Origin of the sequence: Acinetobacter schindleri CIP 107287 (assembly GCF_000368625.1) — a bacterium.
Classification (GTDB): Bacteria; Pseudomonadota; Gammaproteobacteria; order Pseudomonadales; family Moraxellaceae; genus Acinetobacter; species Acinetobacter schindleri.
Window position 1 is genome coordinate 826,935 of the sequence record NZ_KB849576.1, and the last position, 20,349, is coordinate 847,283.

At 35.3% G+C, this 20,349-nt stretch carries 12 protein-coding genes; 11 read left to right on the forward strand and 1 reads right to left on the reverse strand.

Annotated features, from left to right (window positions below):
- Window positions 1-39: 39 nt before the first annotated feature.
- From tssM to F955_RS11500, 7 genes are all read left to right on the forward strand, one after another.
- The gene (gene tssM / locus F955_RS11470) at window positions 40-3,867 is read left to right on the forward strand and encodes a type VI secretion system membrane subunit TssM (protein WP_004894646.1); all 3,828 of its coding nucleotides are present in this window, start codon (window positions 40-42) and stop codon (window positions 3,865-3,867) included.
- 42 nt (window positions 3,868-3,909) lie between these two features.
- Window positions 3,910-4,869, forward strand: a complete 960-nt coding sequence (gene tagF / locus F955_RS11475) for a type VI secretion system-associated protein TagF (RefSeq protein WP_004894649.1) — start codon at window positions 3,910-3,912, stop codon at window positions 4,867-4,869.
- A 1-nt stretch (window position 4,870) separates the two neighbouring features.
- Window positions 4,871-5,647, forward strand: coding sequence for an OmpA family protein (locus F955_RS11480; RefSeq protein ID WP_026056703.1), 777 nt, complete (start codon window positions 4,871-4,873; stop codon window positions 5,645-5,647).
- Window positions 5,648-5,848: 201 nt separating this feature from the next.
- Window positions 5,849-7,198, forward strand: a complete 1,350-nt coding sequence (locus tag F955_RS11485) for a site-specific integrase (protein WP_004894654.1) — start codon at window positions 5,849-5,851, stop codon at window positions 7,196-7,198.
- Between the two features lie 7 nt (window positions 7,199-7,205).
- Window positions 7,206-8,786 carry a site-specific integrase gene (locus F955_RS11490; protein WP_004894656.1) on the forward strand — a complete coding sequence of 527 codons (1,581 nt, stop codon included), beginning with the start codon at window positions 7,206-7,208 and terminating at the stop codon, window positions 8,784-8,786.
- Window positions 8,776-11,100, forward strand: coding sequence for a hypothetical protein (locus F955_RS11495; RefSeq protein ID WP_004894660.1), 2,325 nt, complete (start codon window positions 8,776-8,778; stop codon window positions 11,098-11,100). Before F955_RS11490 ends, F955_RS11495 begins: the two co-directional genes overlap by 11 nt.
- 1 nt (window position 11,101) lies before the next feature.
- On the forward strand, window positions 11,102-11,539 hold the full coding sequence (locus F955_RS11500) for a hypothetical protein (RefSeq protein ID WP_004894662.1): 438 nt from the start codon (window positions 11,102-11,104) through the stop codon (window positions 11,537-11,539).
- Here the strand turns inward: F955_RS11500 and F955_RS16405 are convergent.
- Entirely contained in the window at window positions 11,528-11,737 is a 210-nt protein-coding gene (locus F955_RS16405; RefSeq protein WP_004894668.1) for a helix-turn-helix domain-containing protein, read from the reverse strand. The two genes, F955_RS11500 and F955_RS16405, sit on opposite strands and share 12 nt — an antisense overlap.
- 186 nt (window positions 11,738-11,923) lie before the next feature.
- Between F955_RS16405 and F955_RS11510 the strand changes: the two genes are divergently transcribed.
- From F955_RS11510 to F955_RS11525, 4 genes are all read left to right on the forward strand, one after another.
- A protein-coding gene (locus F955_RS11510; RefSeq protein ID WP_087835735.1) for an IS3 family transposase occupies window positions 11,924-12,999 on the forward strand; the annotation gives its coding sequence in 2 pieces (ribosomal slippage) (window positions 11,924-12,176 and window positions 12,176-12,999; 1,077 coding nt in all).
- A gap of 25 nt (window positions 13,000-13,024) precedes the next feature.
- A complete protein-coding gene (locus tag F955_RS11515; RefSeq protein ID WP_004894671.1) occupies window positions 13,025-13,507 on the forward strand; it encodes a hypothetical protein in 483 nt (160 codons plus the stop codon).
- A gap of 103 nt (window positions 13,508-13,610) precedes the next feature.
- Window positions 13,611-18,218, forward strand: a complete 4,608-nt coding sequence (locus tag F955_RS11520) for an NACHT domain-containing protein (RefSeq protein ID WP_004894678.1) — start codon at window positions 13,611-13,613, stop codon at window positions 18,216-18,218.
- Window positions 18,202-20,346, forward strand: a complete 2,145-nt coding sequence (locus F955_RS11525; protein WP_373853567.1) for a hypothetical protein — start codon at window positions 18,202-18,204, stop codon at window positions 20,344-20,346. The genes F955_RS11520 and F955_RS11525 overlap by 17 nt, the downstream gene beginning before the upstream one ends.
- The last annotated feature ends 3 nt before the right edge of the window (window positions 20,347-20,349 follow it).

The window sequence follows — 20,349 nt, forward strand, 5'->3', positions numbered from 1 at the left end:
AAAAACCTGAAAGACAATAAAGAAATATAAGAGATTACAGTGAATACATTATTTTATACGATCTTGGGATATGTCTGGCAGTATGTGACCAATCCAAAAGTGATGATGGCATTGTCATTTTTCGTGGTGATTATTTCCATGAAAAACACTGTATCGGACCGTGTGTTCTGGATGCTGGTGGCGGTTTATAGTCTGATCCTGGTAGTCTGGGGGATTTATACACTGATCCAGCATTATCAGCATGCCAAAAAAGGCGAGGAACTTTCCGAGGCTATTGCCAGTACAACCGAAACTGAACAGAACAAACATAAGAATAAAGAAGAACTGCAGTTGATCCAGCAGCAGATGAAGGAGTCAATTCAACTGATCCGCAAGTCCAGACTTGGAGATCGTAAGGGGAATATGGCACTGTATGAACTGCCTTGGTATATGGTGATTGGCAATCCTGCTGCTGGAAAAAGCTCGGCCATTTACCATTCCGGTTTACGTTTTCCATTTGAAGAACATCATCAACAGATGGTGTCTTCCGGCTTAAGCGGGACCCGTAACTGTGACTGGTTTTTCTCAACCGAAGGAGTCTTACTAGATACGGCAGGGCGTTATTCGGTCTATGCTGAGGACCATTCCGAATGGCTCGGTTTTCTGAATATTCTCAAGAAAAATCGTTCAAAGGCGCCCGTGAATGGTCTGATTGTCCTTGTCAGTATTGCCGAGCTGGTCAGCCAGAGTCCGGAAAAATCCATTAAATTAGCCAAAAATCTGCGTGCCCGTATTCAGGATCTAACTGAACGTCTAGAAGTCTTTGCTCCCGTGTATCTGGTCTTTTCCAAAATGGACCTGATTGCCGGATTTACCGAATTTTTTGACTGTTATGATGCGCAGGAATTTGATCAGGTTTGGGGCGCGACTTTACCGTATACGGCAAATTCCAGCGAGCAGGCGCTGGAGCTGTTTGAGAAGCATTACAATATTTTATACGATGGTCTGAAAAGTGTCAGTACAACGCATTTGAGCCGTCGGCATTCACAGCACATTTCTCCAAGTGTCATGACTTTTCCACTGGAATTTAAGAGCCTAAAACCGGTTTTAAAAACCTTTATTTCTACACTGTTCCAGGAAAATCCATACCAGTTTAAACCTATTTTCCGTGGTTTTTACTTTACCAGTGCCTTGCAGGATGGCGTAATTGAAAGCCCAATGACGGAACAGATCGCGGATGATTTTCATTTGATCCACAGTGATGACAGTGACATTGGTCTGCCGAAACAGTCAGTTTCCCAGAACCACGGTTATTTCCTGAAAGGCCTGTTTTCCAATGTGATCCTGAAAGACAAGCATCTGGTACGTCAGCATATTAACCCGACAAAAAAACGTCAGCGTTTTATGGCCTTTACCTGTGCAATTCTTGGGTTATCGATTGTCCTCAGTTTATGGTTATGGTCATATCGCAATAACCAACAGCTCATTGCTGAAGTTCAGGCCGACCTGAATAAAGTGGTGCAGATACAGGCACAAGCCAACCGTTCACTGAGCCATCAACTGGATGCCTTAATGATTTTACAGGGGCATCTGCAGCAACTGGATCAGTTTGATCAGGACCGTCCACTGAAATACAGCTTTGGTTTATATCAGGGTAACCAGATTCGAGAAAAACTGGAAACTGAATACCTTAAGGGTATTGAACAGCTAGTGCTTCAGCCTACCCAGCAGCAGATTGCACAGTATCTGCAACGTGTTAAGGCAAATGAAGCGGTGCTAAAAGAAAATTATATTCAGGTGAAAATGAATCATGTGGCGCAAGGCCGCCAGATTGCTTCTGAACCTTCAGACCAGAATCCTCAGGATGCTTATAATGCCTTAAAAACCTATCTGATGCTGAGCAATCGCCAGTATATGGATTCCAGTCATTTAAGTGATCAGCTGACACGTTTCTGGCGCACATGGCTGGAACAAAACCGCGGTGAAATACCGCGGGGTGAAATGCTCCAGAAAGCCGAGCAGATTCTGGGTTATGCCATTACATTGTCAGGACGAAACAGTTTCCCTCAGTTGAATTCTGATGCAGTATTGGTGGATCAGACCCGTCAGATATTGACAGCGATTACCACCGGTATTTCTGCACGTGACCGTGTCTATAATGAAATCAAGAGTCGTGCGGCCGTGCGTTTCCCCGCAATGACAGTCAAACAGATTCTGGGTGAAACCAACCAGAATGCCATGTTGGGAAGCTATGCTTTGCCGGGAATTTATACCTATCCGGCATGGAAAGGTTATGTACAGGAAGCCATCGAGCAGGCAGCGAGCAGCACAACCGATAGTCGGGACTGGGTGCTGAATACCACGCAATCTGATGATCTCAGCTTTAGTGGTAGTCCTGAGCAGATCCGTCGTCAACTGACTGAGCTCTATAAGAAAGAATATATTGCAGAATGGCGTAAATTCCTGAACGCGATTCATTATGCCAAAGCAGGCGATTTCAATCAGCAGATCAAGCAGATGGATCTCTTGGGCGAACCGGAACATTCTCCAATCCGTATCTTGATCCAACGTGTGGCCCAAGAGACCAGCTGGGATAATCCGATGGTTCAGGCAGAACTGGCAGTGCCGCAAAAAGGCTTTATTGCCTGGTTTAAGCGCAAAGTGCTGAATCGTGATGAAGCGAAGCAAGTGCAACAGGCCAATAGCCCGTTAGGGCATGGTGTGATTGCACGTGAGTTCCAGATGTTCTATCAGATGGTACGTCAGCGCGATGATCTGCAGAATCAATCGCTTCTGGATGGTTACATGCAGTCAATGGCAAAAATCCGCAGCCAGTTCAATGATCTAAAAAGCTCAGGTGATATTGGTCCTGCCAGTATGGCTCTGGTCAAACAGACCATTCATGAACAGAACTCCATTTTTAACACCAGCCAAAAATTTGTGGCAGAGAAAATGGCGGCGGGGACGACAGAGCTGGATCAGCAACTGTTACAAAAACTTCTGGTTGCACCATTAACCCAATCCTTTGAGGGACTGCTGGTTCCTGCACAAGCTGAAATAAACAAGCTCTGGACCATGCAATCTTATCAGCCATTTAGCCAGAATCTGGCTCAAAAATATCCTTTTAGCAGTCAGGCAACCTTACAGGCCACTTCCAATGAAATTAACCAGATTTTTGGTGAAAGTGGCAGTATTGCACGCTTTGTGAAAGAACATCTGGATCCACTGGTGATCCGACGTGGCTATACCTTGACCTCCAAAACCTGGCAGGATCTGGGAATCAGTCTGAACCCGGCTTTTGTAGCAAATTTTCAGACTTATGTCGCACCTGCTCATGGGGTTGCAACAGGCGAACTAAAACAGGGGCAGGGTAAAGCTCCTGCTGCAAGCCAGTCCAATTTCCAGTTCTATCCATTGGAAAATCCTCAGCTTTTAGCTTATACCTTTGATATCGATGGGCAACGCATGCTGTTTGAAAATGGCATACAGCAATGGGTGAACTTTGTCTGGCCAAATCCGGGCGCGATTCCAGGCGCACGCATTACCCTAGTGGATCTTGAAGGGAAAACGCATACCATTTTTGATGAACCGGGCGAATATGGCATTAACCGTCTGATTGAAAGTGCACAACGTACCCAGAAAGGCAGCAACTTTGAGATGGTCTGGAAGAGCAAGGAAGACCCGGAACTCCTGGTAAAAGTAAACTTCCGTCTGGTCAGTGGCCAGAATGCCAGTTCTATCGGCGGACAGCCAAACTATGCCAACCTGCAACTGATGGATCAGGTCGTTTCCAATAAATCGGTACGTGTCGTGGCTGCGCAAAGTGTTCCTGTATCGGTACACAATCCGGCCACGGCATTAGCTAATACGGGAGCAGCTGTACCATGATGAGGATTCATTTCAAGTTAAAGAAAATGGTGGAGGTGAGTAATGCATGAGTTAAAAACCACACCACTTTATTATGGTAAATGTCCAGCACGTGGCGATTTTCTCAAGTCACGTGGACAATATCAGCTCATTCAACTGATTGATCAGTGGATTACGGAAGCATTGGAGTTTGCCATGCAGAAGGCAGATTTCAAGCAGACCTATGCGCAATTACCCGCGCTGGATTTCTTTATTGCCAATCCCAAAGAAAAACTATTTTTGCTGGCTAACTTAATTGCCAGTGAAGACAGTTCAGGGCGGCAGTTTCCAATGATGCTCAGTCATCTGATTGAGCATGAACAGCCATTTGAAAATATCATGTATTCGCCATTGCGCTACAAATCGGCTCTGGTTGAGCTTTATCAATGTAACCGGGTAATGCGTTCCATTCGTGATACTGATATTTTGCTGGATAAACTGAGTAAGCTGAGCAACCAGATTATGGTGCCCAGCCAAGAAGAAGCGCAGGAATTTTATCAACATCATACAATTCATTCATTTGCTAAGCTGATGAATCTGAGTGCCTATCAGCTGGCACAGAGCCTGATTGGATTGGGTTTGTTACTGCAACCAATTATCCAGCAAGGTACCGGTCGTCTGAATAAAGTACTGATTTTACCTATTCATAATATGAGTTATTGCTATGAAATTGCAGCATTTTGGGTCAGCCTGATTATCCAGTTTGTACAACATCATCATACAGAACTGTTGATTGGTATATTACATAAAGAACAGCCTATTTTATTATTTGGTTTTAAAGGTGCAGATATACTGGCTTTAAGTGATATTTTTACCGAAAACTTAGATAGTCAACACTGGGTATCCTTGATCCATGCAGCCTGGATTGATCAGTATCTAGAAAATAATGCAGGTTTGGCAGCCTTGGAAAAGTCCTTAAGTGAGCGTCAGATGAGTCTGGCTCAAGGAATCAAGTTATTTAAACAAACATTTGTAGAAGCATAAAATGAAAATAAAAAACAAATACTTAAAATTAAAAAAAATATATAAAATCAATCTCTTAATATCTTTTTTGTTGAGTTTTTCAGTGTGTGCGCAACCGATCATTATTGAAGGTGCTGTACCCACTGAGATTACCAAACAGGAAATACTGAATAAATTATATACAACTTATGGGCAGAAAAATGTGGTGGACCGCATCCAGATCCGTCAGGTCACCGCACCAGCAGACTGGTCAAATACAGTCAGTACAGTAATTCATGAAGACCTGAAAAAGGTCAAAAACGGTAAATTAACAGTAAAAGGTACTGATATTCAGCTCACAGGTAAATTATCAAATCCCCATGAAATTCAGGAAACTACAGCAAAATTTCAGGGATTAACGCCAGCAAGTTACCGCTTAAATACCCAGCTTTCAGTCAATCAGGCTGAACAGCAGATCATTGATGCAGCATTAAAGAATCGAATCATTGAGTTTGAATCTGGTAGTGCGGTATTAGCATTTTCAGGTGCACAGATCCTGGATGAAATGGTCATTGCTTTAAACAAGGTGGGTGCTAAAAAAATACGGATTATTGGACATACGGATAGTTCAGGCAATGCTCATCAAAATCTGCAATTGAGTCAGCAACGTGCAGAAGCAGTAAAGACTTATTTAATCAAAAAAAATATTCCAGCACATTTGCTCAGTACTGATGGTTTAGGTGCAAGTAAACCTGTAGCGGAAAATACCACAGCTGAAGGTCGAAAGAAAAACCGTCGGATTGAGTTTGAAGTACTTTAAAAATATAAGTTGCTTGAGCAACAACATAGATAATCGTATTATTAATAGTATTGCGTATAATGTATATTATGTTAAATCCGATACACCTAACAATAACTTCATATCCTTCTTTCTTAAACCAAAATTCAATAACTTAAGTGATTTCTATTTCACTTATAAAATATGATATGTTGACCTTAAGGATACTTCATAAACTTTACTATGTTTGCTTTAAAAACAATTAATTTAGAAAAGAAAGTCTCAAACGAAAATCAAATTATTCTTTTATTTGATCTGGATTCATCTTGTCCATGTTTGTACCCCATGCTGTACACAATGAAGTTCCTTAGATTTCAAAGCATATCCACGCAGCATGCAGATTTGATAGCATTAAAATTTTGGTATGAATTTTGGCATGAAAAGTTTTCGACATCCTTTTGTGAGTCGTTCTACTCGACATCCTACAATTTTGAGATCATTCAAGGTGAAATTGATAATTTCATTGTTTATTTAGAAAATAATAAAAAAATTGAAAGCAATCTTATTCGGCTAAGAAATACAGACCAAACTAATTACACGACAATTGGTCATAGAATTAGATCCTTTTTAAAGTTTTACAGTTTTTTGATTGATGAATACCTAAGCATCCAATCACAGCCACAACTTACTTTAAAGGAGATTCAAAAAATTAAAGAAAACTTTAATAAATACATGATGATAAAGAAAAAAATTATAAATAATTTTTCAAAAGCTAATAAAACAATTAAAAGTGAGATAAATCACAATTTTAAAAGTATGAATCAGGAAATGATTAAAGGATTGTATTCAGTTATTTCACCAAGTAATTCTAAAAAATACAATGAATTAAATCCTTTTAGATCTAAAAGCGTACAACTCAGAAACTTTCTGATCATACATCTCATGCTTAACTATGGTCTTAGAATTGGTGAACTCATGCTACTAACAACTAATTCCATTAAAAAATCAATTCAGAAACATAACTTTAGTTTAATTATTACAAATACAGATGATGAGTTCGATGATCGATCAAAAAAGCCAAAAATCAAAAATGAATATTCGTACCGAGTAATTCAACTACAGGAGCGAGACTATAGAATTCTTCAAATTTATATAAATGAAATCCGAAAAGAAATTCCATCACAAATCTTATTTACATCTTTAAAGCCTCCCTACTCTGCTTTAAGTTATGCCAGTGTTAAAAAAATATTTGATCAGGTAGATTTATCATTAAAAGCATCGTTACCTGAGTGCTTTGATACTTCAGCTTATGATTCAATAGAACGTTTAACTCCACATGTATGTAGGCATTCTTGGGCTTATATGATGTTAAGCTTTTCTTTTGAGAAGTATAAGAAAGAAAATCTTAGCCACTCGGATCTCAAACAAAGTGTAAATGATGCTCTTCTAAAAGCACAGGATGATCTAAGAGCCTTAGGTGGTTGGTCACCTACAAGTACAATGCCTAAATATTATGGTAAACGCTTTATTGTAGAACGTGCTAATTTTATGAACTTGGCTCGGATAATAGATTCCAGTATTAAATTTGATTGATAAAAATATGTCCCAACTTAGTCTAGATTTTGAAAAAATTAATAATAGTCATAGTGAATTTATTATTTTCTACGATGCTGATCTTAGGCTTATAGAATCTTTACACTTACCGACAATCATTCGATTTCATAGAGCTGATAAATTTGATAGCAAGTTCGTTCAAACATCTAACGATGTTTGGAATTTTTCTTATTCAGGGAAAAAGCTTCACTTAAACTTCTCTAACTTCAGCACGTCAGAGAAAAAATTGGCTAAATTTTTTCTAGCTAATTACATTCAAGTTAATACACCATCTTCACTTGAAGCTAAATTACAGGCTTACACTTTTACAATTAAGTCGCTAAAAACTAGAAACTTAAAGCTTGATTATCAGAATGCAAAATCTGTATTGGTTGATTTAGCAAAAGCCGATAATTCTACATACTATTATCATTTTAAGTTTTTGGTGAAGCTACTATTTCTCGAGAACTTTTCATGCTTTGATCTTGACCACGAATATGAGTTGGAATTTCTTGAACGTCCTCAAGCATTTAATTCAAAATTATATTACCAACAATACGAAGATTCTATTGATTACCCTCTTATTTCAATGATTCAACAAGGTTTTATCAAGTTAAACCAAGTTATCAAGGATGATTTTCAAGGTATTGATAATCAAGAACTACTTTACTCATCAATACTTGGTTTAGTGTATGTAACTGGTCTTAGACCTGTGCAATTAGCTAAGTTATCTGCTGAAGATATAAAAATAGATACCACACGTACGATAGATCAATTCCATCGTTATAGCATACTAATTCCTTATGCAAAACAAGCACGTTATGTACATGAGAAGATAGCTGTAAAACTTCCAGAAGAAGTTGCTGAAATCATCATTGCTTATATCGAAAGATTTAACTTAAGTCCAAAAGATAAGTTATTTGATTTAGGTGAAAATTCTGCACGCTTTTGCTCAAAAGCGATTAATACACAATTATTTGATTTTGCTCCAGAAGAGTACAAAGAAGCTGTTCTTGCAGATGAAATGATAAAGCAAAAGTACTCATTTTCTGATTTTAGGCATCATGTTGGCTATAGTTTGGCAATGGCAGGGTCTTCTGCTGAGGAAATTGCATATATCTTAGGTCATTCTTCTGTAGTGACAGCTAGACATTATATTTTCTCTACCCCTGAACTTGCTCAAATTAGAGCACAGGCACTTGGGAAAAACTCCTTATATCGACAAATGATCGCTATGCTTCTCACTGGAAGGTTAATTTATAAAAAAGATTGGAATCAGAAAAAAGTTCTTGGAAATATTGGTAGCAGAATTCATTACGATATTGGTGGATGCTCCTACGAAGATAAGTGTTTATTTCAACCTGTACGTAACTGCTATGGTTGTATGTACTTTCATCCTTTTATTGATGCTAATCATAGTAATGTTCTAGAAAGTATACAAAGTGAAATCAATGAACTCATTAAGCTATCAGATGGTATTGGTATTTCTAGAAATCCTTTAATTAGAGTTCATGAATCTACTAAATTCGAAATTGAATCTGTAATTGCTCGTTGTGCTATGCATAAGGAAGATCACAATGAATCTTGAAAAATATAACGCATTCATTAACGAACAAAAAGAATACTTTAATCAAAATCTTCAGGCGAACTTCAAATGGAGCTGGAGTGACTCATCTTGGTATGGTGGTACAATTGGATCAGGATGGTTGTTATCTAGAAGTGGTAAAACACATTTCACTTTTGGCGCTATTAAAAAATTGAAAGGTATCGAAAACAATACCATTGATCCTATTTTTCAAGAATTTATTAAATCAGTATTAATACTTAGCTATCGAAAATCTAACTCTAAAGCATCACCCCAAAAACTATATGCAGAATTTTTAATACTAAAACGTTGGTTCAGCGCCCTATATATTGAAAACATTGAGAATGTGCATCCTTGTCAATTGTCTACACTAATCTTAAATAAGTCATTTGAGATTTTGATAGAAAACTCAAGTAAAACAAATCTTCCTGATCATGCTGGTACATACCTTAGATTACAGGAGATATTAAATAACTACGGCTTTACTGAACAACCTTTAGAATTTTCACAAAAATATCTATATATTGGTCGTCAAAATAGAACACCAAATGCTAAGAAAACTAAAGCGTTAATAGATCAGTTAGAACTAAATGAGGATGATCTTGATAAAGAGAAACTGATTTCTGTTCGTACTTTTATAAATATTGTTTCACTCATCAGTTTGTGTGAGACGAATGGTGAAAAGATTGTTTTGAATCTTTTACTACTACTCATCGTTACTGGTTTACGTTCAACGGAAGCAATCCTTTTAAAAACAGATGCATTGATTAAGCAACCTATACTTGATCCAGTAACAAAAGAGCATCTAACTTTGGATGGTATCAAGCAATACACTTTGGGAATTCAATATCATGGTGCAAAAGGTGCTGGATTTAGAATACATTGGATTGAGCCCTTGTCTGCAAATTTGGTTGAGACAATAATTCAAACTGTGTTAGAACTCACAAAAGAATATAGAGAACATCTTCATTATATTAGGTCAAAAAATTGTTCAGATTTTTTACCAAAATCTATCGATGATATTGCTCAGGATTATGTGGAAATAGATGACCTGATTGGAACTATTTTTGGAGTTAAAGATACCTATAGAGGTCGAGCTGGACAGCGTGAAGTTATTATTAAAACTCTTAAAAATGTACCTATTTTCAAGGAGATTAAATCTGGTCAAAGAATTGAAAGATATTATTTAAAGCATGATATCAATAATTTCATCAAAGGATTGGCAAATTATGACTCTGAATACCCTATAGATCATGTTTTTAATTATGAAGGAAAAACTGAAAAAATTGCTTATGAAGAATTGCTTTTTATTCATGAGTTTAGATCTGCAACTCTACAAAGAGCTTTCATCAATAAAACAAACATCATTCCTCTAAATGGAATGTTAATAAATAGTTTTTTCGGAAATTCTTTAAGTAAGTCTGTTTTTGAAAAATATAATTTACTTGAGAATGAAAAAGAGCATTCAAAACTTACAAGTCATATTCCACGTCATAACATTAATACTTTTCTCGCTCTCAGTGGTTTAGCTGAACATCTGCAAGCAATGCTAATGGGGCGTGTAGACATTAAGCAAAATCAATATTATCAACACTTAGCATTAAAACAACGTAAAGTCACTGCTAGCTTGTTAGAAAAGCATGAATTGGCACTTTACGAAAATGATAAACAAGAACTAAAGCCAGACTACCCAATTGATTCTATCAAAAATGATGGATTAATGTACTTTTCAGACCAATTGGATTTAGAAAATAACCTAAAGATGAACTTACAAACCTTTGATTCAAAGAATGAAGTAGCGAGTTATGTAAAGGAATCTTTCTTTGATGAATATTTTCAAGATATCGCAGAATCATTTAATGAATTGGTTGAAGGAGATCAATCATTAGCCAATTCTTTAGTACAACGCCATGCTTGTTTACACCCCTTACCTTTTGGTGGATGTATGCGTGAAGTGGCAGTCCACGATTGCCCTAAACGGCTTGCATGCCAATCAGGTGGTCAATGTGGAAACTTTGCTTTAACTGGTCGTAAAGGCGAATTAGAAGCTCTACAACATACTTTGAATAAGTTGCTGGATGAGTTTGCACACATAGAGAAAATCGTAGTCCCTGATTTATCTTATAGAGAAATGCTAGAGGACTTACGTCAAAAAATACTTTATTTAAGTGACTTAAAAACAAAAGCACTTAATAGACAAAATAGTTTAACTCCTGTTCCCGTTTTCCCTTATGGAGATGCGATCGCTAAATTACCAACAACCTTAAGTGAACTGTTCGCTATAGAACAGCAAAAAATTGAGACTAAGGAAGCCTGATATGTTACGTGGTAAACAATTAGATGAAGTCATCGAACAAGAATTGCAAATGATGTTGATTGAAGGTTTTGAAAAGTCCCCTATTTCGCACAAAGCTCTTCATAGCCGTCTAACAGCTAAGGGCTATATATCAGGTGGGCTAAGTACTTTGAGTTCTACTGAACGGAAGAAGCTTATATCTCTGTATGTATCTGAGCAGATTTCACCACTAAACCTAAAGACCAAGGAACAACAACTTTATGTAAATAAAAAGACAAGGCAGGCTCTAACGGATACCAATAAAAATCTACGTACACAAATTGATGATTTAGAATCACAACTTCATCAGAATACCGAAACACTTATAGATATTATAGAAGAGGTAAAGTTAAGAACTAATTTGAAGATCGACCATTTACTAGCTCCCCATCTTCTCAAAAAATATTTATCACGGGAGTAATATTTTAGGGTCAACATTGAGTGTTTGTGAGATTTGGTAGAGTTTTTCAACAGTAATGCTGACTTCTCCCCTTTCAATTCGCCCCAAATAGCTACGATCAATCGTTGTTAATAAGGCTAATTGTTCTTGACTAATAGATTTAGTTTTTCGAGTTTCCCTTATGTTAGAGCCAATCGACAGAGCTAGTTCTTGATTCATAGGTGACAACCGTAAATACAAGAACTATCAGGAATTGAAGGGTTTTAATCCACGGACTATAATCCTCATTATTTGAGCGATGAATATGGAAATTCAAAATTTACCAATGTTTAAAGGTAATCCCCCCTAAAAATAAAAGGATCTAAAAGTAGAATTTTCTCTTAAGATACGAGCAGGAGATTCTGCATGAAAACATCTAAATTTACTGACAGCCAGATCATGTCCATTTTAAAACAGGCGGAGTCTGGCACACCTGTAGCCACCCTTTGTCGTGAACATGGCATGAGTAATGCCACGTTTTATAAATGGCGTGCCAAATATGGCGGTATGGATACCTCATTGATGGCTCGACTGAAAGAGCTGGAAGCAGAAAATACCAGACTAAAAAAAATGTATGCTGAAGAGCGATTAAAGGCAGAGATTGTTCAGGAAGCAATGTCAAAAAAGTGGTGAAGCCATCTTGCCGACGTCAGATGGCTCAACAAGCCGTTGCCCTGCATGCGGTTAGTATCCGTTTAGCTTGCTCTGCATTTGGCATTAGTGAAACCTGCTACCGTTATCAGGCTAAACTTTGCGATGACAATGCATTAATTGCTAAACAGCTCATTGAACTCACTGAGGAAAATTCCGATTGGGGATTTGGTCTGTGCTTCTCATATTTACGACATGTTGAGAATCACTGCTGGAATCACAAGCGGGTTTACCGCATTTACTGTGAGTTGGCACTAAATCTGCGTATTAAACCGAGAAGAAGACTAAAACGGCACGCGCCTGAACCATTGAAAGAACCAATCCGAGAAAATCAGGTCTGGTCATTAGATTTTATGCATGATCAGCTGATCGATGGTCGAAAGTTCCGATTATTAAATGTGATTGATGACTACCGTCGAGAAGGCTTAGCGATTGAAGCAGGATTCTCATTACCTACAATCCGAGTTATTCGTACGTTGAATCAGTTGCTGGAGTGGCGAGAAAAGCCGTTAGTTATTCGGTGTGACAATGGCCCGGAGTTTATCAGTCATGAATTTGTACGCTGGGCAACTGAACAAGGTATTCGTATTGAATATATTCAACCAGGTAAGCCACAGCAGAATGCGTATATTGAACGTTATAATCGGACTATACGTTATAGCTGGCTAAGCAAGCATCTATTTGACACACTGGAAGAAGTACAAGATTATGCAACGAGTTGGCTGTGGCATTACAACTATGAAAGACCACACCAAGCAAACAAAGGAAAGCCACCTCTCATGGCTGCTTAACCTCTACTTTTAACTTCGGTTATTTATGGGAGGATTACCTAAAGAACTTTCACGAGTATTCTGTAGCTACAATATTGAATCATGGCAAACTGTAGATTTTTGGGATAAAGTTAAACTTTTGAAAGTAGTGGATAGTAATGTTAACTATCAAAGTGTTTATCGGCTAATACTTCGATTAGTTAAAGATGGCTATTTAACGGTTGATGTTGCAAAAAGTAGATATGGACAAACAACCTATACTGAAGCTGAAAATTTGCATGATCTACGATCACAGTTTTGCATTGAGTCAACATCTACCCTTCAAGAACTAAATTTGAAAAAAGAAGAGTTTGAGAGTGAAAATAAGTTACTTGAGGAAGAAGTTAAAGCTTTGGAAGATTTAAAAAATCAATTTCCTGATATTCAATTTAAAATTGAACAACTTAGACAAACGAAAATCCAAGATTACGAATTGTTAAAAATAAAAATCAGAGCAATAAGTTCATTAATAGATTATTTATGCACTTAGCCAATTTTAAAATATTAAATAAATTATGAAGTTAATTATTGGAAAATAGGGGGAAAATATATAAATTATCAAGATAATTAGGCTTTTAAAATTGAGGTTTTTTGTGTCTTTAGAACCTGGTGGTATGGCTGAGAAAATTGGGAATCGTTATGAATCCTCTTGGATCACATACCAATTATTAAAATTATTAGATGAAAAAATTTTGTATGTTCAAGTTGAACCATTAGGTGAGGATGAGGATGCTGTAGATGTCATTGTTGGTAATCTTGATGGTTCGAGAGAACTTCATCAGTGCAAAATAGGAAATGTATCTGATAATGCATGGTCTATTGCTACTTTGCAATCTAAAGAACTTTTAGCAAAAGGTTTTCAACATATATTATCTGGTTCAAAATGTTATAAAGTAGTTTCAAGAATTGGATTTAGACTGCTAGAGGATATTTGTGAAAGTGCTCGAAATAGTACGGAATCGAGTTCCGACTTCTTCGAATATCAAATTCAAGAAATTAGTGAGGAACGACGTAAATTATTCAGTGATTTATGTACAAGATTAGGATTAAACGCATCAGAGCCTGATGATCTAGACAAAGCTTTTCAATTTTTTAAAGCCTTTGAAATAACGCAATTCAATGAAAATGATATAGATAATGAACTATTTACATTAATGGCTGAAAAATTGATTTATCAGCCTTCTATCCAACTCATTCATTTTCTCCAAACCTACCCTGCAAAGTGTGAAAAACTTAGAACACTAATCACGTCTCATAGCCTTAAGACAGATTTAGAAGCTCACCAATTTTCATTCAAGACTTATCCGAGCGATCCGAATATATCTTCTGTAATAGCAGCACTAAATGATGAGTTTGATCACTCAATCGAGCCTTATTTAATATCACAACAAAATATTCAACGTCCTGAATTCAGTACTACACTTGATACCGTTAATAATAGCCCTATCACAATAATTAAAGCAGATGCAGGGGTTGGGAAAAGTGCATTTTTATTGGATTTGAAAAAGCATTATGTTCGCTCTGGAACTATTGTTCTTCCTATTCGACTAGATAGGCGAGTTCCTGAAAAAAATCTAGATCAATTTGGAAAAGATTTAGGATTTCCATATTCTCCTATTGCTTGCTTAGAAAAATATGGAAAAGGTCAAGAAATTATCATCTTGCTCGATCAATTAGATGCACTTCGTTGGACTGCCCTTCACTCATCAAATGCATTAGATATATGCATCAAAATGGTTAAGGAAATTCTTTTACTACGTCAACATACTAATGCCAATATAAAAATTATTATGGCAACAAGAAACTTTGAGTTCGAGGATGATGTACGTCTAAAAAATTGGATTAGTGGACTCAACAGTGATGTCAAACAGATAGAACTAAAGCTCTTTGAATCAGATCAGATTAAGCCATATGTTAGCCAATTTGAAGACTATGATCATTTGAATAATGAGCAAAAAAATATTTTAAGAATCCCTTTATGGTTAGGTATTTACATCAATTTAGCCAATGATTTAGGGTGCGCTCCTAAATTTACAAGCAAATTGGATTTAATCAAAGGTTTCCTCGATAATCGCTTTGAACAGCTCAATGAGAGTTATGGAATTTTCACAGCGGATAGTGAAGATTTATTCAATGAAATTATAGATTTGATGAATCACTCCAACAAATTAAGTATTTCGTCAACTCAATTATCAAATGGTTCATCAAAAATTAAGAGAACTATGATTTCTGTTGGATTGCTTTCCGAGCAAAATAGAGAAATTAGCTTTAGGCATCAAGCGATTTATGATTATGCGATAGGTAGAAAGCTATACCTACTTGGTCGTACTTCTACTGAAAATTTCATAAATGAACTAGGTACAAGAAATCAGCAAACATTATTGAAACGAGAACATCTCAGATATGCCTTAGCAATGTTATATGAAGAAAATGAAAACACTTTCTGCAATTGCATTGACGCAGTTCTTTACCATCCTGAAATTCGATTTCATTTGAAATCATTAGTATTTAGCGTATTACGCCATATAGAAAACTTTAAATTTCCTCTTAAAAAGCTGATTAATAAAATTATTGATGATGCTGAACTCGCCCCTAATTTTATAAGATTAAGTTGCAGTGGTACTCCTGCTCTCGTTCAATATCTATCAGAAAATCATTATCTAAGTGATTGGTTAGAAGAGAATGACGACACGCAATCTAAAGCTCTAGAGCTTTTAAGCTCAGTTTCAGATAAAGCTCCAAACTTGTTAATCAATGAATTATCTAAGTTCATGAATCAATCACCTGAGTGGAATCAAAAGATATACAACTGTTTATGTTGGAATATGAAGAATGATTCTGATGAACTCTTTGATTTTCGTATGCAACTTATTAAAGTTGGCACTAACAGTCACTATATTTTTTGGGATGATTTAACCAAAGAATATCCGTTAAGAGCGTTACATCTCTTAGAACTCATGTGTAATGAAGAATTTCATGCAAGCCTTAATTCAAGAGAAGAATGGTCTGATTACGATACAGAATGTGTTGAGAAGCTTGCTGAAAGCCATTCATTAGATGTATTAAAAGTCTTTTTACCCTTTTTAGATCAGTACTTTTCTGAACCTATAAATGAAGATTTTGATACTTACAAATGGTCTAATGAATATGGCACAAGAGAACCACTTGAAACTTTCATCTATAAAGCCTTATTTATCCTTATCATTAAGGCTTCCCAGAATATGGCTTTACAATCCACTGAACTTTTCCAATTATTAAGTCCATTTAAAAAAAATCAAAATCTAATATTTAATCGTATATTTGCGAATGCTCTTCTAAACATTGATATCAGCTATGCTGATGAAGCTATAGAGTGGCTGTTAGATAATCCAAATTATAAGTTTAAATTAGGTAATGATTTTGAAGAGCCAGTCTGGAAGTTAGCAGGCAAACTTATTGAAAAATATTCCCCGCATTGTAGTCTAAATAACTTTGAACATCTTCAAGATAAGATTTACAACTCCCCCTCTGACTATGATTTAGATCAGATCAAATGGCGATTAGAAGCAACTCGTAAGAATTACTACTCTCCTTATTGGGGAAAAACTCAATACTATTTATTACCTAAATTAGATCTTTCACGAATTTCTATTCAAACTTTCCGATTGATTGGCGTACTCAATCGAAAATTTGAAAAATATACTGATGATGATTTGTGTAGTAAAGTTAATAGTTGGGGAGGTTTTGTTACTTCGCCTATTAAAACGCATATATCAGATAAAGCTTGGAAAAAACTTATTATTTCAGATCCAAATAAATTTAATGCTAATAGATTTAAAAAAGATTGCACAGAAGCAAGTATTCATCAATTTTCAAACACCTTTAGAAGTGCCGTAAACGCTGAACCTAAACGGTTTGCAGAATTCTCTTTAACCTTACCCACTCATATTCATCAGGATTACGTTGATGCTTTATTTTCGGGGTTAAGTGAAAATAATATTGACCAAGTTCCAGAACATCTAAAAGAACACTGGACACCATGTCCTATTGAGTTAATAGAGCAAGTTATCGATCATTTTACAACAACTGATTATTCCCGAGAACTTGAAAGTTTGCTCTCTTCAAGAGTCCAGCTATTTTCGCCAAAATATATAGCATTATTAGAAGATATTGCAAAACATTCAAATGATCCAAAATCAAATAAATTGAATATTTATAGAACAGGTCACTCAGATCAATTGGATGAACTTTCAAGTAAGGATTTGTTTGGAAATACTATTAATTGTACTAGAGGGCGTGCTTATAGAAGCATAGCTCAAAAATTCTGGGAAGATCAAGAGTATGCTGTTTCACATAAATATATTATAGAAAATGCTTTAAAAGATGAACATGCAGCTGTGCGAATGGCTACAGCTAATTTACTGCTTCCTATGTATAATTATGATCGTAACTATGCTTTTCAAAAATTTATAGAATTATGTCAAAAAGACATTAGAAATACTTTAAGTCATGGCTATCACTACTATTTCAATAATGCTTTTAGTAGCGAATTTAAAGAGCTATTCATCTCTCTTGTTCAAACAATGCTGAATTCTCATTTTGAAGATGTGAGAAAAGAAGGTCACAAACAGGTCATCGCTCGATGGCTATTTAATGATTTATTTGAAGTGGAACTCCAACAAGGACTTGAATCAAAAAATACAGAAAACCTTTTAGGATATGCTTCCGTCATAAACCAACTATTGGGAGATAATACCAAAGGTTATGACCATACAAGGTTAAAATCTGTCTTTGAAATATTAGTCAGCGCAGACAATGAAGATGTTCTGAAAAAAATGGGGAGCTTCTTCAACCAAAAGTTTTGGTCAAAACAATATGCTAAAGAGTTTTTTGGAATATACGTTCACTCAAAAGCCTTAAATCACAACGTTTATAATGTTTTACATTCAATAGAAGAAAGCTCTATAGGTATGGCTCAATTTAGTGATCTCATCATTATCATGATTCAAAATATTCTTAAGTTAAAAACTCAAGAGCTAATGAATAATTTAGATACAAATGCTATCACGAGAGTCATCCAGCAATTATATGATCAAGCAGAAAATGATGACGATGATGAAACACTTGGCTATTGTCTTGACATGTGGGATGAGCTTTTGGCTAGTAATCACTCATTCATAAGAAATATGACTGAAAAATTGGATGGTGGGTTGCTTGTATAAGTTATTTAAAGTAAGTTTTGCAACAAATATTTATACAATTAATCCTAAAGTAGACAATCCTATGTTTTCAATAAATGAAGTATTTAATGATGATAAAAATTCTTTTATCAATAAAATTCGAGATAATAAAATTTTATCACCTATTCGTCCAGATTTTAAGATAGAAGAATGGCATAACGCAAAGAAAAATACTGCATTGGAACAGGAAGTTTATGAAGCTGGGGTATTTATATATGAATTATTATCTACTATTAGAAAAATTTTGAAAGAAATGAATGACTATAATAGCTCAATATCTAGAACTGAATTTTTAAAACTTTTTTCAGGATTAGCAAATCGAACTAATGTAACTATGGTTAACATGACTAATTCATTTTTTAAAAACTTAAATATTAATAAAAACTATACTGATTTAGGAATACTTTCTCAAAAATTTAACAACAATCCACTAGAAATTGAATTTTCAGTACATGAAATAATAATAGGTACTATTGATGGAATGTTTTATAATGTCCTAGGTCACTTAAATGATGATGAACATGAAATATTACATTGTTTTGATGATAACCATGTTATTGAATCAATAAAAATGGAGAATCAGCTTTCTCAGCTCTATTATAATTTTGAACAGTATTGGAATTGTATTCTTTATGGACAAATGTCTTTCACAAGAGTTAATGATGAGGTTAAATTAAAGAGTGTCCCTGAACTAATAATTCCATATGTAATTTCGGATAATCGTAAATCAAAATTACATATTTCAAATACACTTCTTCTCGAAAATACTATATTAAATTCAATTAAGGATAAAATTTTTCTTACTTTTAAAAATAAATCTATTTCATATGATAAATTTAGCAACTTAAATGAAAAAAATAAACAAAATATTATATTGAATTATATATCATTTATGGATAAAAGCCTAAGATTTTTACCTAATGAACTACCTAACAAAAGTTTTACTATTGATGATGTTATTCGAGTATTTGTTCAACTAAGTTCTTTATGTAATGATCTGCTAAATGTGTTTCCAAAAAATGATGAAATTAAAAAAAATGGTGTTATTAAGCTAAAAAAATATAGTCCAACCATAAAAACTCAACAGCTAACAAATAAACTATCAAAAGTTCTCAATATTAGTATATCTAAAACATCAGAAATTTTAGATTTCTTAACTTTCAATGGTGAGTTTAAAAAAAATACTCCTAGAGCTGATTTTTGGAGAAACCCTCTAATCAAACTAAATGAAAATGAGTTTCTAATAATAATTGAGCCTATTTTACATCCAGTTGGTGTTAGATGTTTTGAGGGATGGCTTCTTAGAGCAGGTGTAAGTGTTGACGTAAAAGGAAAAGAGTTTGAGAGTTTTATTAAAAGCTGTATAAAAGAAAATATCTCTAAAAATCCATTAAAATTGTCATATGATATTATGGAGTTAGAAACAAAGAATAAAGATACCTTGAGTATCAATGGTGAAGAGGAAGAAATTGATCTGTTATTTCGTGTTGAGAATTTAATCATTCTAGCTGAAGCTAAATGTGTTACAACAAGTGATAGCCCTATTTCATATTGGTACACTCTTAAAGCAATCAAAAAAGGTAGTGAGCAAGCTGAAAGAAAGTTAAGTTTTGTCCAAAGAAATTTTGGTGATATATGTAAAAAGCTCAATTGGGAATTTGATTCTAAATGCGAATATCAATTCCAATCTTTAGTTATTGTTAGTAGCGGGGTTGGAGCAGGTTTTGATATATTCGGAACGCCTATCATCGATACTGTAATCTTTAATAATTATTTGAAATCACCAACGTTCCCTCTTATTTCACTTGACCATAATAAACATTTAGCACACTTAAACTTATATGAGAGCAAAAGTGATTTCGTATCTAATTTTAAGACATACATTTCGCATCCACCTGCTATAGAAACAATAAAATATTGTGTAGATTTTCTGCCATCAATTCCTATTGTTGATCCTAAAGATATGAACGCAAATGAAAATTGGTCTTTTGAAAGAATTGGACTAGGGCAAGTAGATCCGAATGTGCTTCTTAAGCATAATTTTCATTTCCCTATATCTTTTAGCGATGACTTTGGTGAATATAACTTAAGTGAAATGGTCACAATGTAATTA

Coding starts and splice junctions, on each gene's coding strand:
- F955_RS11485 (WP_004894654.1), top strand. CDS start 5,849: ATGTTTGCTTTAAAAACAATTAATTTAGAAAAGAAAGTCTCAAACGAA.
- F955_RS11500 (WP_004894662.1), top strand. CDS start 11,102: ATGTTACGTGGTAAACAATTAGATGAAGTCATCGAACAAGAATTGCAA.
- F955_RS11495 (WP_004894660.1), top strand. CDS start 8,776: ATGAATCTTGAAAAATATAACGCATTCATTAACGAACAAAAAGAATAC.
- F955_RS11515 (WP_004894671.1), top strand. CDS start 13,025: ATGGGAGGATTACCTAAAGAACTTTCACGAGTATTCTGTAGCTACAAT.
- tagF (WP_004894649.1), top strand. CDS start 3,910: ATGCATGAGTTAAAAACCACACCACTTTATTATGGTAAATGTCCAGCA.
- F955_RS11490 (WP_004894656.1), top strand. CDS start 7,206: ATGTCCCAACTTAGTCTAGATTTTGAAAAAATTAATAATAGTCATAGT.
- F955_RS16405 (WP_004894668.1), bottom strand. CDS start 11,737: ATGAATCAAGAACTAGCTCTGTCGATTGGCTCTAACATAAGGGAAACT.
- F955_RS11480 (WP_026056703.1), top strand. CDS start 4,871: ATGAAAATAAAAAACAAATACTTAAAATTAAAAAAAATATATAAAATC.